The 17,518-nt window shown below is 60.2% G+C and carries 17 protein-coding genes; 7 read left to right on the forward strand and 10 right to left on the reverse strand.

The window, feature by feature from the left end:
• Positions 1–2 precede the first annotated feature (2 nt).
• Together H5T64_04940 and recJ are read right to left on the reverse strand one after the other, a co-directional pair.
• Complete coding sequence (locus H5T64_04940; protein ID MBC7263688.1) at positions 3–1,439, reverse strand: tetratricopeptide repeat protein; 1,437 nt, start codon at positions 1,437–1,439, stop codon at positions 3–5.
• Positions 1,440–1,457: 18 nt separating this feature from the next.
• Entirely contained in the window at positions 1,458–3,161 is a 1,704-nt protein-coding gene (gene recJ, locus H5T64_04945) for a single-stranded-DNA-specific exonuclease RecJ (protein MBC7263689.1), read from the reverse strand.
• A gap of 26 nt (positions 3,162–3,187) precedes the next feature.
• Here recJ and H5T64_04950 point away from each other — a divergent pair, with 26 nt between their 5' ends.
• The gene (locus tag H5T64_04950; GenBank protein MBC7263690.1) at positions 3,188–3,421 is read left to right on the forward strand and encodes a hypothetical protein; all 234 of its coding nucleotides are present in this window, start codon (positions 3,188–3,190) and stop codon (positions 3,419–3,421) included.
• Positions 3,422–3,737: 316 nt separating this feature from the next.
• On the opposite strand, the gene H5T64_04955 is transcribed toward H5T64_04950, so the two are convergent.
• The 5 genes from H5T64_04955 to H5T64_04975 all read right to left on the reverse strand — a co-directional run bounded on the left by H5T64_04955 (position 3,738) and on the right by H5T64_04975 (position 8,660).
• A complete protein-coding gene (locus H5T64_04955) occupies positions 3,738–4,163 on the reverse strand; it encodes a polymer-forming cytoskeletal protein (protein MBC7263691.1) in 426 nt (141 codons plus the stop codon).
• 12 nt (positions 4,164–4,175) lie between these two features.
• Entirely contained in the window at positions 4,176–5,168 is a 993-nt protein-coding gene (locus tag H5T64_04960; GenBank protein MBC7263692.1) for a M23 family metallopeptidase, read from the reverse strand.
• Positions 5,169–5,438: 270 nt separating this feature from the next.
• Positions 5,439–6,413 (reverse strand): polyprenyl synthetase family protein, encoded by a 975-nt coding sequence (locus H5T64_04965; GenBank protein ID MBC7263693.1) that lies wholly within the window; start codon positions 6,411–6,413, stop codon positions 5,439–5,441.
• Positions 6,410–7,753 carry a radical SAM protein gene (locus tag H5T64_04970; protein MBC7263694.1) on the reverse strand — a complete coding sequence of 448 codons (1,344 nt, stop codon included), beginning with the start codon at positions 7,751–7,753 and terminating at the stop codon, positions 6,410–6,412. Before H5T64_04970 ends, H5T64_04965 begins: the two co-directional genes overlap by 4 nt.
• Before the next feature lie 4 nt (positions 7,754–7,757).
• Positions 7,758–8,660, reverse strand: coding sequence for a prenyltransferase (locus H5T64_04975; GenBank protein MBC7263695.1), 903 nt, complete (start codon positions 8,658–8,660; stop codon positions 7,758–7,760).
• A gap of 128 nt (positions 8,661–8,788) precedes the next feature.
• Here H5T64_04975 and H5T64_04980 point away from each other — a divergent pair, with 128 nt between their 5' ends.
• The gene (locus tag H5T64_04980; protein ID MBC7263696.1) at positions 8,789–9,166 is read left to right on the forward strand and encodes a hypothetical protein; all 378 of its coding nucleotides are present in this window, start codon (positions 8,789–8,791) and stop codon (positions 9,164–9,166) included.
• A 57-nt stretch (positions 9,167–9,223) separates the two neighbouring features.
• On the opposite strand, the gene H5T64_04985 is transcribed toward H5T64_04980, so the two are convergent.
• The 3 genes from H5T64_04985 to H5T64_04995 form a co-directional block, all read right to left on the reverse strand.
• On the reverse strand, positions 9,224–9,409 hold the full coding sequence (locus H5T64_04985; GenBank protein ID MBC7263697.1) for a hypothetical protein: 186 nt from the start codon (positions 9,407–9,409) through the stop codon (positions 9,224–9,226).
• A gap of 133 nt (positions 9,410–9,542) precedes the next feature.
• Positions 9,543–10,136, reverse strand: a complete 594-nt coding sequence (locus H5T64_04990) for a GNAT family N-acetyltransferase (GenBank protein MBC7263698.1) — start codon at positions 10,134–10,136, stop codon at positions 9,543–9,545.
• A gap of 148 nt (positions 10,137–10,284) precedes the next feature.
• Positions 10,285–11,028 carry a hypothetical protein gene (locus tag H5T64_04995; GenBank protein MBC7263699.1) on the reverse strand — a complete coding sequence of 248 codons (744 nt, stop codon included), beginning with the start codon at positions 11,026–11,028 and terminating at the stop codon, positions 10,285–10,287.
• Positions 11,029–11,403: 375 nt separating this feature from the next.
• Between H5T64_04995 and H5T64_05000 the strand changes: the two genes are divergently transcribed.
• From H5T64_05000 to H5T64_05020, 5 genes are read left to right on the forward strand one after another with little or no spacing between them, the layout of a single operon-like run.
• Positions 11,404–12,537: a DegT/DnrJ/EryC1/StrS family aminotransferase gene (locus H5T64_05000; GenBank protein MBC7263700.1), complete on the forward strand. Its 1,134-nt coding sequence runs from the start codon at positions 11,404–11,406 to the stop codon at positions 12,535–12,537.
• Between the two features lie 18 nt (positions 12,538–12,555).
• Positions 12,556–13,290 (forward strand): glycosyltransferase family 2 protein, encoded by a 735-nt coding sequence (locus H5T64_05005; GenBank protein MBC7263701.1) that lies wholly within the window; start codon positions 12,556–12,558, stop codon positions 13,288–13,290.
• Positions 13,287–15,311, forward strand: coding sequence for a glycosyltransferase family 39 protein (locus H5T64_05010; protein MBC7263702.1), 2,025 nt, complete (start codon positions 13,287–13,289; stop codon positions 15,309–15,311). The genes H5T64_05005 and H5T64_05010 overlap by 4 nt, the downstream gene beginning before the upstream one ends.
• A gap of 54 nt (positions 15,312–15,365) precedes the next feature.
• A complete protein-coding gene (locus tag H5T64_05015; GenBank protein ID MBC7263703.1) occupies positions 15,366–16,517 on the forward strand; it encodes an AI-2E family transporter in 1,152 nt (383 codons plus the stop codon).
• A gap of 12 nt (positions 16,518–16,529) precedes the next feature.
• Positions 16,530–17,381: a lysophospholipase gene (locus tag H5T64_05020; protein MBC7263704.1), complete on the forward strand. Its 852-nt coding sequence runs from the start codon at positions 16,530–16,532 to the stop codon at positions 17,379–17,381.
• Positions 17,382–17,518: the final 137 nt, after the last annotated feature.

Below are 17,518 nucleotides of genomic sequence, written 5' to 3' on the forward strand. Positions count from 1 at the left end.
TCTCAAACACCACTGGTCAGGCGCTTGATGTGCGACCGGACATCGCCCCACACCCGCTGGATAGATTGACTCGTCTGGTCCATCAGTTGGCGAGGGACAAGTGCCTTGGCTCCCGCCTCACCGCGGGTGGTAGCCTGGAAGCCATACCAACGCCCGCATTGGAAGCAGTGATCCTGGTCTTGTCGGGAGATGAAGCCACACCCGGCACAGCGGTAAACCGTCTCTTGGGAACGGGCAGAGGCCAGTGCCGTGCGATAGGTGTCCTGTGCCGCCTGGTAATCTTTGGCAGCCTCGTAGATTGCGCCTAAGCGCTCATGCGCTTCCAGCAGGTCAGGGCTGCGGCGCACGGCCTCCTGTGCTTGGGCTAACACTTCGTCCTGCACTCCCTCTATCTCGAACAGTTTGCTGAGGGTCAGATTGTAGCGGCCATCATTCGGGTGGCGGCCTGCGGCGTCACGCAGGACCTGGATGACGGTCCACGATTCGCCCAGGTCAGCGCAGACCGTTAAGAGCCGCTCCTCCAGGGCATACGAAAAGCCCAACCAGATGCCCCTCAACCAAGTCTCGAGCGCCATGCGGGGTTGGTCCTGCTGGTAATAGGCGTCACCCAGGCGTGTGTAGAGAGAGCAGTCGTGGGGGGAGAACTGCATGGCCAGTTGATAGTCGCTAATAGCCTCGTCGAGGCGGTCGAGTTGAAAGTGGTCATCGCCATGACGGGAGAAAAGTTCTGACAGCGTCTCCGCGTTTTCCCCGGCCTTGAGGATGCGCAGTTGCTCAATGGCCTCGCGCTCCATCTTGAGACGGCGGTAGATGGCGTAGAGATAATAGTGTGTTTCCAGGTTGTTGGGGTCGAGTTCCAAGGCGCGCTGAAAATGGAAGATGGCTGGGGCTGTCTCTCCGAGTTGGAAAAGGACGGTAGCCAGGCTTACCGTGGCCTGCAGGTTGTCTGGTTCCAGGCGCACTGCCTTCTCGTAATGCGCTTTGGCGGAGCGGAAGGCGTGGTCGGCTTCGGCAAGCCAACCCAGGCGCAGATGGGCTTGTACATGCAAAGGCTTCAGTTCTTGGTTCCAATCCCAATCCATGGCGGAGGTCAGAAGCTCGCGCGCTGCCTCGTACTCGCCGCGATCGAAGGCTGCCATGCCCTGGCGAAAATGCTCATCCGCCCGGCGCAGGCGGAAGGTGAGGATATCCGAAAGGGTGCCGGCGATAAAGCCTTTGAACGTGCTGCGATCGGGTTCCTCGCCAGCCGGCGGCAGGCTGAAGGCCTGGCGCAGACGGGCGCTGGCGATCCGTGCCCCGCGGGCCAGGCGTCCTGGTGAGGTCCCGATGCTGCGCAGGAAACCGGCAATGGGGCTCCAGGCTCTTCCCACGATGTAGCCGAGGGTGAAGGCCCCCAATAGGGTGAGCACATCGGCCACAAGATTCAGATTCTCTCGCATAGAGGTCCTTTCCGGGCTCTACTGAGCGGCCCGCATATCTCTCACTACAAGTTCGATGCGCTGCTCGTTGTTCCACTCGCCGCCCCGCGCCTCGTAAACCACATCTACCCGCGGCGCGAGTTCCGCGGCCCGTTCGCTCTGGCGAAAGGCTATCGCATCCCACACCACCCGTCCGTCGGTGAGGATGAGTTTGAGGTGCGACTCGCCGACCACTTTCGCTTCGCGCACGGTAACCCCCTCGCTCAGGAAAAGCGGTCGCGGATTGCCACTGCCAAAGGGCTCCATCTGGTCAATCAGGCGCAGGGTATCCCAATTCAGGTTGGTGAGGGGTATCTGGGCATCAATATCCAATGTCGGTTGCAAATCCACATCGGCCAGCGCCTCGGCGGCGAGATCTTTCATCCTGGCGGCGAATTCTGGCAGATGACGGCTCTCCAGCGTGAAGCCGGCAGCAGCCGAATGCCCGCCGTGTCGCAGGAGCAAGTCGGCGCAGCGATCCAAGGCGTGAGTGATATGGAACTCGGGGATGCTGCGCGCCGAGCCCTTGCTGAGTTCGTCGCCCTGTTCGAGGACCAAGGTGGGGCGATAGAATTGTTCCGTAAGACGCCCGGCTACCAATCCCGCCACGCCCGCTCTGTACTCCCGTCCCGCCAGGATGAAGATGCGCTCGCTCTCTGGCAAGGCCAACACTTCCTCCGTCGCCCGCTCGATGAGCATCTGCTGCACTTCTTGGCGTTGGCGGTTCACTTCGGTTAAGGTTGCCGCCAGCGTGGCCGCTTCTTCTGGATCTTCGGTGGTGAGCAGCCGGTAGGCGGCCACCGCATCCTCCATCCGCCCGGCGGCATTGATGCGCGGGGCCAGAACATAGCCCACGGTCCAGGCATCCACCTGACCTGGCACCAGCGACGCTGCTGCGAGAAGCGCCTTGAGGCCGGGGCGCTGTGAGGCGTTCAGGCGTTCCAACCCACGGCGCACCAGAGTGCGGTTCTCCCCTACCAGTGGGGCCAAGTCGGCGATGGTGCCCATAGCCACCAGGTCCAGCAAATCCTCCTCGGATATCTTCCGCCTTGCGCCCGGCAAAGGCACCTGAGAATGGGCGCGCAGGAGGGCCTGGGCGAGTTTGAAGGCCAATCCTACCCCCGCCAGTTGGGAGAAGGGGTAGCGCACACCGGTCCGTTTGGGGTCCACCACGGCCACCGCAGGCGGCAGTTCAGGGCCCACAGCGTGATGATCCGTGATGATGACTTTCATTCCCAGACGGTTTGCCAAAGCCACCTCACGCACCGAGCGCACGCCGCAATCCACGGTAACCAGCACTCCGACGCCGCGGTCAGCCAATTCGCGTATCGCTGCGTCGTTCAGGCCGTAGCCCTCGCGTTCGCGATGGGGGATGTAGGGCTGGACGTTGGCCCCCAGTGCATCGAGGGTCTGGACCAGGAGGGCTGTTGCCGCCACGCCATCGGCATCGTAGTCGCCGTAGACAGCAATCGGTGAGCCGGTGCGGATGGCTTGGCGCAGGCAGGTGACGGCCTGGCTCATATCAGGCAGGCGGAAGGGATTATCGTCTGGAAGCCTTCCGGCGACGAAAGACTGCACATCGTCTGGCTCTACTATCCCCCGGTTGTAAAGGAGTTGGACGATGAGAGGTGACAGGTCAGGAAAGCGACCGAAATGAGATTCTGGTGCGGGCGGCAAGAACCGCCAGCGATGGGTCTGCTTCATAAGCGCTGTGCTCTCCGGGACAAAAGATGCAGAACGTCCATTTGCTGGTGGGGATTATAAGTCAGGAGGGGGAGCCTGTCAACGGGGCGGGTTGTCTCTGGCGCGCCTGCGCTGGCGTGACCACTTTATGCTCATCTGCAGTAGCACTGCGAGTCGCCCTGGCAACTGCCGCTGATGTGGAGGTGCGCGGCAGTACAACTGCCGCTGAACGATGGGTGCGCTGGCGAGGCCTGACGACTCCTTATGTTCTCCTGCAGTAGCACTGCGAGTCGCCCTGGCAACTGCCGCTGATGTGGAGGTGCGCGGCAGTACAACTGCCGCTGAACGATGGGTGCGCTGGCGAGGCCTGACGACTCCTTATGTTCTCCTGCAGTTGCACTGCAGGTCGCTTTGGCAACTGCCGCTGAACGATGTGTGCGCTGGCGTGACTTGGCGATGATCGGGCGCGTAGCAGTTCTGCTGCACACTGTTAAGCGCACTGAAGGGGAGATTTGTACGAATACAACACGGCTTGGCTGGATGGCCAAGCCGTGCTCACTGTCCCCCAAAATCGCGTCTGCCCCCAGGGCTCCGCCCTTAACTGGCGGCCGTCTCGCTTTCTGGTTTCTCGCCTGCAGAGCCCTCGGGCATAAATGGTTCGGCTTCTTCTCCTTCCATCACGCTCTTGCCGCGGAAGAGCCCGCCCTCGTCAATGAGGAGCGAGGTAACTTTGATATCGCCCCACACGCGACCAGTGGACATAATCTCCAATCGCCCCACAGCATCAATGTTGCCCTTGACGGCACCCCACACCTGAACGCCGTGCGCGCTGATATCGGCCAGCACCTTAGCCGTCTCTCCAATAATGACGTTGCCGTCCGTCTCAATGGCTCCTTCAAAGAAACCGTCCACACGGACGTTGCCCTTGGCTTTCAATCGGCCATTGAAAGTGCTGTTGGGGCCCAGGACGTTCTCTATTTTCCCGCTTGCGGCTAAGGCCGCAGGTTTCTCTCTTCCAAACACGCGGCTTCTCCCCTACTCCACGGTGTATAGGGGTTGTGTATCGAACAGTTTCAGGTATTTCATTGGGTCCACGGGTTGTCCGTCCAAATGGATCTCATAATGCACGTGGGGGCCGGTAGCCCGACCGGATTTGCCAGATAAAGCGATCACATCCCCGGCTTTGACCCGGTCCCCTTTCTCCACCAGGTTATAACTATTGTGGGCGTAGATCGTGGTGAAGCCCATCTCGTGTTCGATTTCCACGACCCAGCCAAAGGTGCCCCGCCATCCGGAGAAGGTCACGATCCCGTCTTTGGTGGCGTGGACCTCAGTGCCATAATTCACTGGTATATCAATGCCTTTGTGGAATTCCAGTTTTCCGTCTAAACGCCGATAGCCGAAACCGGAACTGATCTTGCGGCTGGAGACCGGCCACGGATGCGGCGCTGCAGCCAAGAGGCGCAATTGGTGCTCCAGCGTGGCGTGATCGTGGCGCATCGCTGGGTCCACCGCTTCCATGCGCCGGAGTACTTCGTCACGCAGCGCTTGCAGTTCCTGTAGCCGGGACGGAAGGGCAACTTGTATGCCAATGAGTTCCTCGCTGCTCTCTATTGCGGCGGCCATGCTGCGGTTCGACAAAGCGAGAGCCGTCCGACCACCTACGGCAGTGGGATCAGATACCTCCGAAAGACGGTTGGAGCGAATATCCGGGATGGACACATCCGCTGGAGTGGGTGAGGGGACAGGCAGCGGTGCCACAGACAGTTCTGGCAAGCCCAAAATAGAGCGTATTTCTTCGCTCAGCCTTTCCACTCCTGCCAACTCGGTGCGGAAATCTTCCACTTGCCACGATAGGCTACGCACCTCTTCCTGCTGGGTCAAGATGGTGAGGCGCAGCTCTTTCTCCCGGGCGCGCTCCATCTCTGCCTGTCGCTGGAATTTCCGCAAGTCGTGCGCCAACTCGTAATAGCGGGCAGCAAGAAAAGCCCCGCCAACGCCGAGCGACAAAAACAACGTTAGCAGCACGGGTAGAATCCACAGGGGAATATTTAGGGTGATGGGTGCCCGTCGAGAGTGGGGCACAACAATGAGAGTAACGGATTGATTCGTTTTTCTGCGGAGTGCGATAGTTGGTAACCTCCGGACTCTCAGCCGGCCGGGCGGGCCGTTTCCAGAGAAAATATGATATTTGGTGAAAAGGACTTGCCGGGCGAGACGTCAGTTTAGGTTGCCACTTACCACTATACTACAAGCCGGCAGATTTGTCAACTGCGCATTGCGCGCTTGCGCGCTCTATTAGTATCCTCGCTCCACTACATAATTGGCCAGAGAACGCAGTATCTGGCGTGAGCCGTTGTCGGGCAGTGTGGCTAATGCCTCCTGACTTTGGCTGGCGTGGACTCGTGCCTCTGCCAACGCGGCCTCGATGCCACCCGAGGAGCAAACTGCCCCTATTGCCGCTCGCACGCTCTCTTCGTCCCGCTGGCCAGAAAGAACAGCGTGGACCACTGTATCACCTTTGACCTCTTCCAGGTAGTAGATAGCCGGCAGGGTTACCAGACCCTGGCGGAGGTCGCTGCCGGCGGGTTTGCCCAATCGCGCCTCGTCGCCGGTGAAGTCCAGCACATCGTCCGCCATCTGAAAGGCTATCCCCAACTCCCATCCATAATGGCGGAGGGCGGCGATCTGCTGCTCTCCTGCCCCAGCGAGGATGCCTGCCATCTCCGCTGTCGCAGCGAACAGCGAGGCTGTCTTGGCCTCGATGCTGCGGTAATAGTTTTCCCGGTGGCTGTAACGCCCCTTGTTGGCGACCATTTGCTTTATCTCTCCAGCGCACATCGTGCAGAGAGTTTCGGCAAAGACTTTGAGGATGCAGGGAAGTCCCAATTCTGCTATCAGTAAGGCAGCCTGGGCCAGGAGGTAATCGCCGGCCAGCACAGTTGCCCCCGTTGGCCAGATCGTGTGGAGCGTCTGATAGCCCCGCCGCAAGGGAGATTCATCCACCACGTCGTCGTGTATTAGCGTAGCAGTGTGCAGCATCTCCACTGCAATCGCCAGACGGTAGAAGGGCTCCATAGGAGAGGCAAACATCTGCCCGACGAGGAGCACCAGCGCTGACCGCAGCCGTTTGCCGCCATCCAGCGGTCGGCGGAGCATCGAGTTCAGCGGCTCCTCCACTTTCGCCAGCATCTCATGTAATGAGTGCTCCACCCGCTCCATTTCCGAGCGGATGGGTTCCAACAAGGGAATGAGCGCTAACGCGGTTTTCATCCGTTACCCTCCCACGGATTGGAAAATGGCCGTGATGGACCAACCAAGCCTGGTGTGGGAGCACATTCTTGCCCGACGTTATTCCCCAAACCCACCGAAGGGTGATCGGATGAGTGGAGGAAACAGGAGGGGTCTTCAGACAGGTAGTCGCCGGTGGTGGCCAAGGCCCGCCCTCGACAGCCGCCACATAAGCGTCGGTACTGGCACTCACCGCAGCGTCCTTTCAGGCGTTTCTCTCGCCCTCTCAGGTCTTCGAGGACTGGAGATGTGGCCCAGATGGTAGAGAAGGGCGTCTGGCGCACATTGCCGCAACTCACCTCAATGAAAGGGCAGGGCCAGACTTCGCCGTTAGGCTTGATGTAGATGAAGCCACGTCCTGCGGAGCAGCCGTGAAAGACCGTTTCCGCCAGACGCAGGAGCAAGCCGCCGCGGATGCCAGCCCCTTGCAGCAAGAAGGGCCAGTATTGGGGCCCGGCCACAGGCTCCATGATGGCCCGAGTAGTGCGCTGTGCCCGGGCCATGAAGCGGATCAGACGCTCGTTGGCGCCCAGGTCTAGTGCCGCTTCCCCGATGCCTCGGCCCCGCCCCACAGGCACCAGTTGGTACATCAGGAGAATGCCTGTCCCCAACTCATCCACGAGGGACATCAGGGGTTCCATCTGATCCATGTTGTATTCCATCGCCGTGATGTTTATGTGCAGGAGGATGCCGGCCCGGCGCAGGGCGCGCATCCCCTGCAAAGCGGCCTCGAAGGCGCCGGGTGGGCCGCGCACGAAGTCATGGGTTGCGGCATCGAAGCCATCCAGGCTCACGGCGGCGATCACCACACCGTAGCGACGCAGGCTGTGGGCTAGCGCATCGTCAATGAGAGTGGCATTGGTCGCCATAGTATTGGTGAAACCCAGGGCCTGGGAGTAGGCCAACAACTCGAAGAGGTCGTGGCGCACCAGCGGCTCGCCGCCGGTGAAGGCCATCATGCGAAACTCCCCCACCTCGGCGAGTTGATCCAGAAGGCGTTTGGCCTCGTCGGTGGTCAATTCATCGGCTGCGGGCTTCCCGCTCGAAGCGTGGCAGTGGATGCAACGCAAGTTGCAGGCCGTGGTCATCTCCCAGACAGGGTGGGCCGGGAAGCCAATGCAACCCATGCCTCGGGAACCGGCGGCCCCGGGGAGGCATTTGAAGCCGTAGGTGATGAACCAGCGCGGTAATTCCCGCCAGCGGGATAGTGTGCCTACGTATAACGCGCTCGCTGCTTGTCGGAGGATCAGGCTGGGTGGCCACCAGAAGGGGCGCACCTTGCGCCCAGGCCTGTTCCCCCACTCTTGTAACCATTCGTCCATGTGCTCAGGTTATGAAGGTGAAGATATAAGCCGCCGTGGTGCCCAAATTCACTGCCAGGTTGGCGGCGCATAGCCTCTCCAGAGCCGACCGATCCCGCCAGCGCCCGCGCATCACCTGCACGACCAGGATCAGCGAGAGAAATAAAACGGGCAGATAGAACCACAAAGCCCGTGCGGGCACGCCGTGACCGAGGGAAAACAACACCGCTGCCCCACTTCCCAGACCGGCGAGACCATACAAGCGGGAAGCCCACTCTCGCCCCAGACGCACTGTCAGGTTCGTCTTCCCTGCCGCCAGGTCGGCGGGATAATCGGGAGATTCGTTGAGCAGTATCACGTTGAAGATGGTGAGGCCGATGGGAACCGCCAACCAGTGTATCAGCGGTGTTATCTCCCCCGTTTGCAGGTAGTAGCCCACCGCCACTGGCAGCCAGCCGTAGCAGAAGGCGATCCACAACTCTCCCCATCCCCTGCTCACCCAGCGCAGCGGTCGCGTCGAATAGAAGAACCCACCCACCATGCCCAAGAGACCCAAGGGGATGGTCCACGGGCCCGTCCGGTAGCCCAGTTGGAGGATCAGCCCCACCCCACCGGCTAACAGCAGACTCACCAGTGACGCCCGCAGGGCGGCGTGGCGAGGGAGGAGGCCACGCTGCACCACTTGTGAGCCTCCGGAGAAGCGGCTAGGCCCCCTGCCAAGAGAATCCTCCACGTAATCCCAGTATTCTCCGGCGTAGTAAGTGGCCAGCATGACGAGTACCACGCCCAGCACGCCCCAGGCAGCGATATCCCAGCGAAAGGTTCCTTGTCGCCAGGCCAACACCCCGCCCAGGATAAATGGTAGCACGCCTACCGAGTGAAATGGCGGGCGGGAAAGGGCCAGCCAGGCACGCAAATTCTTAGCCACCACAAATGCCCATCCCTCTAGTGAAGTGATTTCACCCGCGGGACGAAAACTTGCCTACCTCTGCCTTTTCTCATAGAATGGTCGCAGTCTGAAGGAAACGAGAGTGGTCAGTTTGGTGGAGCATGGTCATGAAGCGTTCGACACGACTGTGGAGTGGGCTTCTCGGGGAACTGACGGCCTTCTCTATATTGACTGCGTCCATTGTGTGGTTGTGGAAAGATAACTCGCTTCTTTTCATAGTCGTGCTGGTCGAGAGCCTAACCGCACTTCTTCTCTGGCACGACCGGTACGATCTGTGCTTCTTCCTGGTCATCGCCGTGCTGGGATCGCTGGCGGAAGTGGTGTTCGTGCACTTCGGCGTCTGGCGCTATACCAATCCCACCCTCCTGGGCATCCCCCTATGGTTCCCTCTGGCTTTCGGGACGTCCGGTCTGATCGGTGAGCGACTGGTTCGCAGTCTCATCAAAATGTGGGAACTGCTCCGTCACAGGCAAGGACTCGAATGATGGGCTGGCACTTGGATGCGTGGCCTTGCTCTTCAGCGGGATGGCGAAGGAGCGCTTTCAGCCCCCTGCTTTCAGGGCCTCCTTTATTCTCGCCAGCGCTTCCAGGGAGTAGAGATTGCACACTCCTCTCTTGGCTGTTGGTTCGATCCCCAGTTCTTTGATCGCCTTCTTGACCTTGGCTTCGGGAACCCCTAACTCCTTGGCGATATTGCCCGCCGAGAGAAGGTCTTTTTTCTCCGCCATGTGTGAATGCCTCCTCGTTGGATTGACATTTCCTAATGTTGTTTGAGGGGAGTATAGCGTGAATTCGCTGATTGTGCAATTCGCTGTTTTATGGCCTGGGGCATTCACGCGAGGAGCCTAATGTGCTGTGGCTCTATCGCCCTGCGATATAGTAGCGCATGATCGGTCGGGTCTCGGAGCGCCGCAGCACTTCCACGAACCCAGCCTTGCGGAAGGCAGACGTCAGACCAGTGTAGGCGAAAGCGTCGGGCATGCTGGCCCTCTTCGGTTCCACCGGATACCCCTCGACAATCGTGGCCCCATTCTCCCCGGCGTATTCGACGGCGGCCCGCAATAACTTCGCCGAAACACCCCGGTGCCTGTACAACTTGGCCACGAAGAAGCAGACGATGGACCAGACGGGCTGATCGTCCACCCTCTTCAGCACCCGAGACCGCTCCAGAGCGGGGAACCTTTCCCGTGGGGCCACAGCGCACCAGCCGATGGGTTGCTCATCCGCATACGCGAGAAGGCCGGGGACTTCGCCCGAATCCACGATCGTCTTCATCGCCTGCTTGTTGCCACCGCCTTTTTGCTTCTCGAATTCAGAGCGCGTGAGCCGCCACCACATACACCAGCAGCCGCCACAGGCTCCCCGGGGGCCGAAGAGGGCTTCGAGGTCCGCCCAGCGCTCGGGTGTGAGGGGGTGGAAGTGTAGAGTTGGCGGCGATGGCGTTTTACAAGGCATGACTTTTCTCAAACGGTTTGTTGCAGAATCCTTTTTCGCTTTGCCTGAAATGATGCCCAGCAGTTTTGTGCTTTGCGAAGTATAAGGAGTTTGAGCGAACGAGGCGGACTGCAAAATACAGAACAGCCTCCAATGCGTGGTTTAACCACTAAGCCCTCTTTAGAATCTCCAAAAATCGTTGCACTACGCCAGCCGGGTTCTCGAAGCATTCACTGGCATCAAAATGCTCGACAACGAGTATTCCATGAGCACGAAAGAGTCGATCTCGCTCGTGATCCTCAGCGGTGCGAGAGGGAGGATGAAATGGCTCACCATCCACCTCCAGAATGCCCCACTTGCCCTCGCAGCAAACTAAGAAGTCTGCTTCGCGATTCCGTCGGTTTTCGAGAGAACCAAGGCGAGCCTTGCAGTTGGGAAGGAAGAGAACGCCTGCTTGATCGAGCGCCTTTGCGATTCGGATTTCGCTTTCGGAGCGGAAACGCAAGTTGCTCCACATCCTGGCTGATATAGCCTCAACGGCTTGATTGTGCACACCCCTGCCACGCGCGATCTCTAGCAACTCACTGCGCCAGTCGGGATCAATGTCAATGAGTTCTGCTTTGGGAGTGAAGTGCTTTATGTAGGTATCTTCGGGTAACACAGCGTTGAGAGCTCGGGTGATAGCCTTTGTAATCGGGTGGTGGTCGTTGCAAAGGATATCATAAGCAGCACGAGGGCCTGTCAGAGTGATGTGTAAAGCGTAATGAACCTCGTCACCTACATACCAGGTGTCACCAGACTCCCAAACATCTAAGGAGCAGGAAAGTAGAACACTAGCTGCATCTTCTTCCTGCCCCTCAATTAAGAAACGAGCTGCACTCGCAAGAAGTTGGTCACTGGACGAGAGTTGCATTTCCCGTGCCTCCTTTGCGTCTTTATCGAGTAGGGGCTAACAGGACGCAGGCGGTGTCCATCTGAACTCCTAAATGACCCATCTGGGCGATTCGTCATTGATACGCATTTGCGGGCGTTTGACGTGCCCTTCGCTATGGTATTGCTCATCTTTCCTTGGGGGTTTCAGCTCATCATCAAGCAAACCGCTATCTCTACACCCTGACTTTACATAGATCATATCACAGAATCTCCCTTGGGTCAATGCAAACGACCAACAGCCTCATCCACCGGGTCGACAATTGATGCTCTGCCAAGGCGCCTCACTGCGGACCCGCCCCCTCTTCTCTCCCACCAAAACATCTCGCTGTTGCCTGATATCCCAGATTGGGCTATAATGACGCTAACTTTAGCGAGGAGGTGGGCGGTGACCAACGTTCCCTTCGGCAACCTGCGCTTGCAGTACGACTCGATGCGTGAGGAGATTGACTCCGCCCTCCAGCAGGTGCTCGATAGTGGCTGGTTCATCCTGGGCCAGCAGGTGGCTGCCTTCGAGGAGGAATTCGCCGCCTACGTGGGCGCTCGCTATGCCATCGGCGTCGGCAACGGCACCGACGCCCTGCAACTGGCAGTGATGGCCCTCGACATCGGCCCCGGCGACGAGGTGCTCACCGTCCCGCTGACCGCTTGCTTCACCGCCCTGGCCATCTCCGCCACCGGCGCAACTCCCACCTTCGTGGACATCCAGCCCGATAGTTTCAACATGGACCCGGAGCAGATCGAGGCCAAGATCACGCCGCGCACCAAGGCTATCATGCCCGTCCATCTCTACGGCCAGCCCGCAGATCTCGATCCTATCATGGAGATCGCGGAGCACCGTGGACTGTATGTGATCGAGGATGCGGCCCAGGCCCACGGGGCGGAATACAAGGGCCGGCGGGTGGGGAGCATCGGCCACATCGGCTGCTTCAGTTTCTATCCCAGCAAGAACCTGGGGGCATACGGCGATGGAGGTCTGTGCGTGACCAGCGACCCGACCCTGGCTGAGAGGCTGCGGCTCCTGCGCAACGGCGGCCAGTCGAAGCGCTATCATCATGAGATGCTGGCTATCAACAGCCGGCTCGATGAGATGCAGGCAGCCTTATTGCGCGCCAAGTTGCGCCACTTGGATGAGTGGAACGACGCGCGGCGGCGCATCGCCCACCGCTACGATGAATTGCTGGCCCACAGCCCGGTGACCACGCCCGTGGAGATGGCTTACGGCAAGCACGTCTATCACCTCTACGTGGTGCGCTCTCCCGCCCGGGATCGCTTGCAAGCCCATCTGGAGGCGCACGGCGTGGGCACGCAGGTGCACTACCCCATCCCGCTGCACCTCCAGGGATGCTACCGGTTCCTGGGCGGCAAGCGCGGCGATTATCCGGTGGCCGAGCGGGCGGCCGAGGAGATCCTCTCGCTGCCCATCTACCCTGAACTGACCGATGAGCAGGTGGAGTACGTGGCCGAGGTGATCCACCGCTGGGTCCCGTAGATTGGAGTCAGGAGCGATATGTCCAAAAGCATCAGCGTCTTTTTCCCGGCCTACAATGATGGCGGCACCATCCCCAGTATGGTGCTCACCGCGATTATGACCCTGCGCCAGTTGACCGATGACTACGAGGTGATCGTGGTCAACGATGGGAGCCAGGATTACACCGGAGAGGTGCTGGCCGAACTGGCGCAACACTATCCCGAACTGCGGGTCATCACCCATGAGCGAAACCGTGGCTACGGTGGGGCCTTGCGCTCGGGCTTCGCCAACGCCACGAAGGAACTCATCTTTTACACCGACGGCGACGCCCAATACGACGCCCGCGAACTGGCCATCCTTTACCCAAAGATGACTGACGATGTGGACATCGTGCAGGGCTACAAGATCAGCCGCTCCGACCCCTGGTACCGCACCCTCATCGGGCGCATCTATCACTGGACGGTGAAGATCGCCTTCGGCCTCAAGGTCCGCGACGTAGACTGCGATTTCCGCCTCATACGCCGTCGCGTCTTCGACAAAGTGAAACTGGAATCCAACTCCGGCGTGATCTGCGTGGAGATGGTGAAGAAGATCCAGGATGCCGGGTTCAAGTTCGCCGAAGTGCCCGTGCACCACTATCACCGCGCCTATGGCAAGTCGCAGTTCTTCAACTTCGGGCGCATTGCACGGGTGGGGATAGATCTCACCAGACTGTGGTGGCAACTGGTCGGCTCGCGTATTGTGCGCCGCCCCGCCGAGACTGCGAAGCCATGATAGGATCCCGGCCCCTCCGCGAAGCCTCTACGTGGAAGTCCGCCATTCGATGTTTGCCCCTGATCCTGATCCTCGTTTTGGCTGCTGTCCTGCGCTTCGGCCAGCCCGGCATCGCCGAGTTCAAGTTCGACGAGGCCGAGGCGTGCTCATATGCCCAGCGCATTGCGACGGGGCAAGAATTTCCACTGGCCGACGGCAATATGTCCTTCGGCCTTCCAGACCCGGCGCTGGACGTGTATCTCTACGCTCTGCCCCCGCTGTTCTCAGACAACCCCCTCGCCGCCGTTCTCTTTGTGGCTGGCCTGAACCTGCTGGCGGTGGCAGGCACTTATCTTTTGGCAGAGCGGTTCTTCAACCGGCGGGCCGCCCTCTTCGCGGCCCTTTTCTATGCCGCCGCTCCCTGGGCGGTGATCTACGGGCGCAAAGCCTGGGTGCACGTCCAGCCGCTTCTGACCGTCCTGATGCTCTGGTTCCTGTGCGAGGCCGTATGTGGGAGGGCTTTCCAGAGCCCGAAGCAGCGCCAGTCCCGGGCAATCGCCGGCTTCCTGTTCCTGCTCGGGCTCCAGGGACAAACGCATCTGCTGGCGGTGCTCTTTCTCCCCGCCGCGGCGCTGAGTCTGCTCGTTTTCCGTAAACGCATCGCCGGACGGCCATTCTGGTTGGGCCTGGGGCTGGCCATCGTGGTATCGCTGCCCTATCTGGCACACATGTTCTCGCAGGTATCCGCCGCCCAGGCAGCCATAACACGTAGCCCGCTGGGTGGCAGGTGGCAAGTGGATGCCCAAGCCTGGCGCTTTGTCACCTGGATTGCTTCTGGCTTCAACCTGGAGGCGTTGCTGGGGGTGTCGGCGGGGCGATTCGCATGGGTCTCTCAAGCCCTGTTGTATATCCATTATGTGATATCTGCATTTCTGGTGCTCGGCGTGGCACTGGCTGCCCGGGCGGTTTGGCGGCGCGAAGAGGGTTGGGAGGCATACCTTATCGCCCTGCTCTGGCTCTTTGGCCCGCTCCTGCTCTTGACGGTGCGCCCGGCGCCGGTTTACCTGCATTATATGACCGTGCTCTTCCCGGCGGTTTTTCTGGTGCTGGGGTTGGCTGCCGACTGGGTGGCCGGGCATTCTCGGGCTGTGGCTATAGTGACCTTTGCCGTAATCCTCTTGCTGGCAGGCACGCAGGCGTTCGCGGTGTGGTCTCTCTACGACCACGTGCGCGCCTATGACACAAGCGGCGGCTTCGGTGTGCCTCTGGAGACATGGCTGGCTGCGCGGGAGGCAGCCTTGCGCGCGGCGCAGGAGATTGGGGCGAGCCAGGTGGCTGTCGTGACCGAGGGCACGGTGCCCTATTGGGAAGAGTGCCCCGCTATCCTGAATTGCTTGTTGCGGCCGGAAGTGGAGCCGCGCTTCTTGGGGCGGGGTGGGGTGAGCGCTTTGCTGCTTCCGGCGGGCCAGCCGCTCGTTTACCTGACCACGCGAGATGACCGCGCTATCCAAGAGGTGCTGGAGACATGGGGCGACGTTAACGCGCAGGTGCCGCTGCCCGGTGATGCTGGCGCTTTGTCGGTCTATGTGCTCCCGGCCCAACCCTTGGAGGAAATCTTAGCCCGGCCTGCCGTCCCGCTGGGGGTTCGCTTTGCCAATGGCGCGGTGCTAATGGGCTATGATGGGCCGGACGTTGTTACGCCGGGGGAGACCCTTCGGCTCGCCACATATTGGACATTTCGCGGGCTCAGCGGCGAAGTCGGCGCGGCAGACTACACCGCCTTCCATCACCTAATGGATGCGGAGGGGCGGAAGTGGGGTCAGCAGGATGGCTTTGGTCTGGCCAGCGCCGACTGGCGCGAGGGTGATGTGCTGGCGCAGTTCTACGACGTCCCAGTCAGCCCCGATGCACCGCCAGGGGATTACTGGCTGTGGGTGGGACTGTACTCCTTACGCGATGGAACCCGGGTCGCTGTACTCGATGAAGCGGGCTCCCCGATGGAAGACCACGTGGCACTGGGCCCGTTCCACGTCGGTCCGTGAGGGGGTTTGCGGAACTGAGTGGGGCGTGATGCGTCTTAATGGATGGAGGTGAGTGTGGCTGAGTTCTGGACTACGCGACGGCTGCGAATTCTGCTGGCTGTAGGAGTGCTCCTTGGGCTGTTTCTCATCGCCTACAATGCTCGAGGGGCCCTCTTGCCATTTTTCTTTGGCGCAATCATTGCTTATATTATCCTCCCGCTGGTGAACGCGCTCCACCGGGGTATCGGGCGCCTTTGCCCTTTCTTAGGGCGCTATGCCCGCCACCTGGCGATCCTGGTTACCTACCTCATCATCTTGCTGGGGATTATCATAGTGCTGGCCTTCGCCATCCCTGCCATCGCTGCCCAGATCAGCCTGTTGGGGCGCAGCCTGCCGCTCTATGCTGCTATGTTTCAACAATTTTTGGAAGAGCATGGCCAGGAGTGGCTGTTACAATATCAAAAGCGTATCCCGCTCGATATCCAGAAATCCCTCCAAGATTACCTGCAGAACCTGACCCAAACCCTGTTCTTGGTGATGCAGCAGGGCATTCTGCGGGCCGCGGGCGTCTTCCGGGCCACGATCAGCGTGGTATTCGCCACCCTGCTTGTTCCGGTGTGGATGTTTTTCGTCCTGCGAGACGAACAGAGAATAAGCCGGTCTATCTATAATGCCTTGCCCCCGGCCTATCGCGCAGATCTACAATGCATCCAGACACTCGTGGATCGCACGTTCAGTTCGTTCCTGCGCGGGCAGTTAGTGCTCTGCATATCGGTAGGGGTGATGGCGATGGTCATCCTGGTGATCCTGGATGTGGATTTCGCCCTGTTATTGGGCATCCTCGCGGGTATCCTGGAACTTGTGCCCAACTTGGGCCCTGTCTTGGGCGCGATACCGGCGGTTCTTGCGGCTCTGCCCGATTCGCTGGGCAAAGCAATCGCCGTCATCATCGCCTTCCTGATTGTCCAGCAGGCGGAGAACCTGATCCTCGTGCCCCGAGTGATGGGGAGAAGCGTGCGGTTGCACCCGGCCATCGTGATGATGGTTTTGGTCGTCGGCGGTGCGTTGTGGGGAGTGTGGGGCCTGCTGCTGGCCGTGCCAGTTACCGCACTGACCCGCGACCTGTTACGCTATGCCCGGCACCGGCTTTCCGATGAGGGTGTCTCACCCGAACAGGCCCTGAGACTCGCGTCTGGCATTGACCTGCCAGCACAGAATTCTCATTGAGGAGGAATGCGAATGAAGCACGAAGAGAGCAGTTTTCAGAGCGCCGATGGATTGCGTTTGTACTACCAGACCTGGCAGCCCGACGGATCGCCGGTCGCCCGTCTGGTCATCGTCCACGGCCTGGGCGAGCACAGCGGGCGCTACGGCAATGTGGTGGACTATTTCGTCCCGCGGGGCTATGGGATTTGTGCCCTCGACCTCCGCGGACACGGGCGTTCGGAAGGCCCACGCGGTCACGTCCAGGATTTCGCGCACTACGTGGAGGATTTGCGCCGCTTCGTGGGATTGGTGCAGGGTAGCCAGCCGGACGTGCCCACTTTCATGGTCGGCCACAGCCTGGGCGGGTTGATCGCCCTGTCCTATGGCCTGTGCCATCCGGAGGGACTGCGGGGCATGGTCGTCTCCTCGCCGTGGATTGAGGCAAACGCAGCCGAATTGCCCCCCGTCCAGAGATTCCTGTCCGCGCTCTTCGCCAAACCCCTGAGCGCACTTCTCCCGACCCTGCCGATGCACAATGGCCTGAACCCCAACTATCTCTCCCACGACCCGGCCGTGGCCGGGGCCTACGAGGCGGATCCCCTGGTGCACCATACCATCACGCCCCGCGCTTTCACCGAGATCGTGCGTGCCGCAGCGGATGTGGTGGAAAACGCTGGGGATTTCCGCCTCCCCATCCTGCTTCTGGTGGCGAGTGGTGACAAACTGGTTCTGCCCGCTGCCACGGTCGAATTCTTCGGCCGATTGCGGGTGGAGGATCGGACCCTCAAGGTATATGACGGCTTCTACCACGAACTGTTCAACGAGGTGGAGAAGGCAACCGTCCTGCGGGATGTGGGAGCGTGGGTGGAGAAGAGGGTGAGATAACAACCTGCGGAATTGTTGAGTGAGATCTCACCTCGTTCGATTTGGACCCTCGTAGATAGGCCCGCAAAACGGTAGGGGCGGGTTTCAAACCGCTCTTTATTTTCCCCCTTTTGCGCCAAATACGGTATACTATGCTC

It is taken from the genome of Chloroflexota bacterium, assembly GCA_014360825.1.
Taxonomy (GTDB): Bacteria; Chloroflexota; Anaerolineae; order UBA2200; family JACIWT01; genus JACIWT01.

Bases quoted from the DNA above. Each gene is read 5' to 3' on its own strand.
- H5T64_04980 (MBC7263696.1), top strand. From the start codon at position 8,789: ATGAAGCGTTCGACACGACTGTGGAGTGGGCTTCTCGGGGAACTGACG.
- H5T64_04985 (MBC7263697.1), bottom strand. From the start codon at position 9,409: ATGGCGGAGAAAAAAGACCTTCTCTCGGCGGGCAATATCGCCAAGGAG.
- H5T64_04950 (MBC7263690.1), top strand. From the start codon at position 3,188: ATGCAGAACGTCCATTTGCTGGTGGGGATTATAAGTCAGGAGGGGGAG.
- H5T64_05000 (MBC7263700.1), top strand. From the start codon at position 11,404: ATGACGCTAACTTTAGCGAGGAGGTGGGCGGTGACCAACGTTCCCTTC.
- H5T64_04990 (MBC7263698.1), bottom strand. From the start codon at position 10,136: ATGCCTTGTAAAACGCCATCGCCGCCAACTCTACACTTCCACCCCCTC.
- recJ (MBC7263689.1), bottom strand. From the start codon at position 3,161: ATGAAGCAGACCCATCGCTGGCGGTTCTTGCCGCCCGCACCAGAATCT.
- H5T64_04995 (MBC7263699.1), bottom strand. From the start codon at position 11,028: ATGCAACTCTCGTCCAGTGACCAACTTCTTGCGAGTGCAGCTCGTTTC.
- H5T64_04970 (MBC7263694.1), bottom strand. From the start codon at position 7,753: ATGGACGAATGGTTACAAGAGTGGGGGAACAGGCCTGGGCGCAAGGTG.
- H5T64_05005 (MBC7263701.1), top strand. From the start codon at position 12,556: ATGTCCAAAAGCATCAGCGTCTTTTTCCCGGCCTACAATGATGGCGGC.
- H5T64_04965 (MBC7263693.1), bottom strand. From the start codon at position 6,413: ATGAAAACCGCGTTAGCGCTCATTCCCTTGTTGGAACCCATCCGCTCG.
- H5T64_05020 (MBC7263704.1), top strand. From the start codon at position 16,530: ATGAAGCACGAAGAGAGCAGTTTTCAGAGCGCCGATGGATTGCGTTTG.
- H5T64_05010 (MBC7263702.1), top strand. From the start codon at position 13,287: ATGATAGGATCCCGGCCCCTCCGCGAAGCCTCTACGTGGAAGTCCGCC.
- H5T64_04940 (MBC7263688.1), bottom strand. From the start codon at position 1,439: ATGCGAGAGAATCTGAATCTTGTGGCCGATGTGCTCACCCTATTGGGG.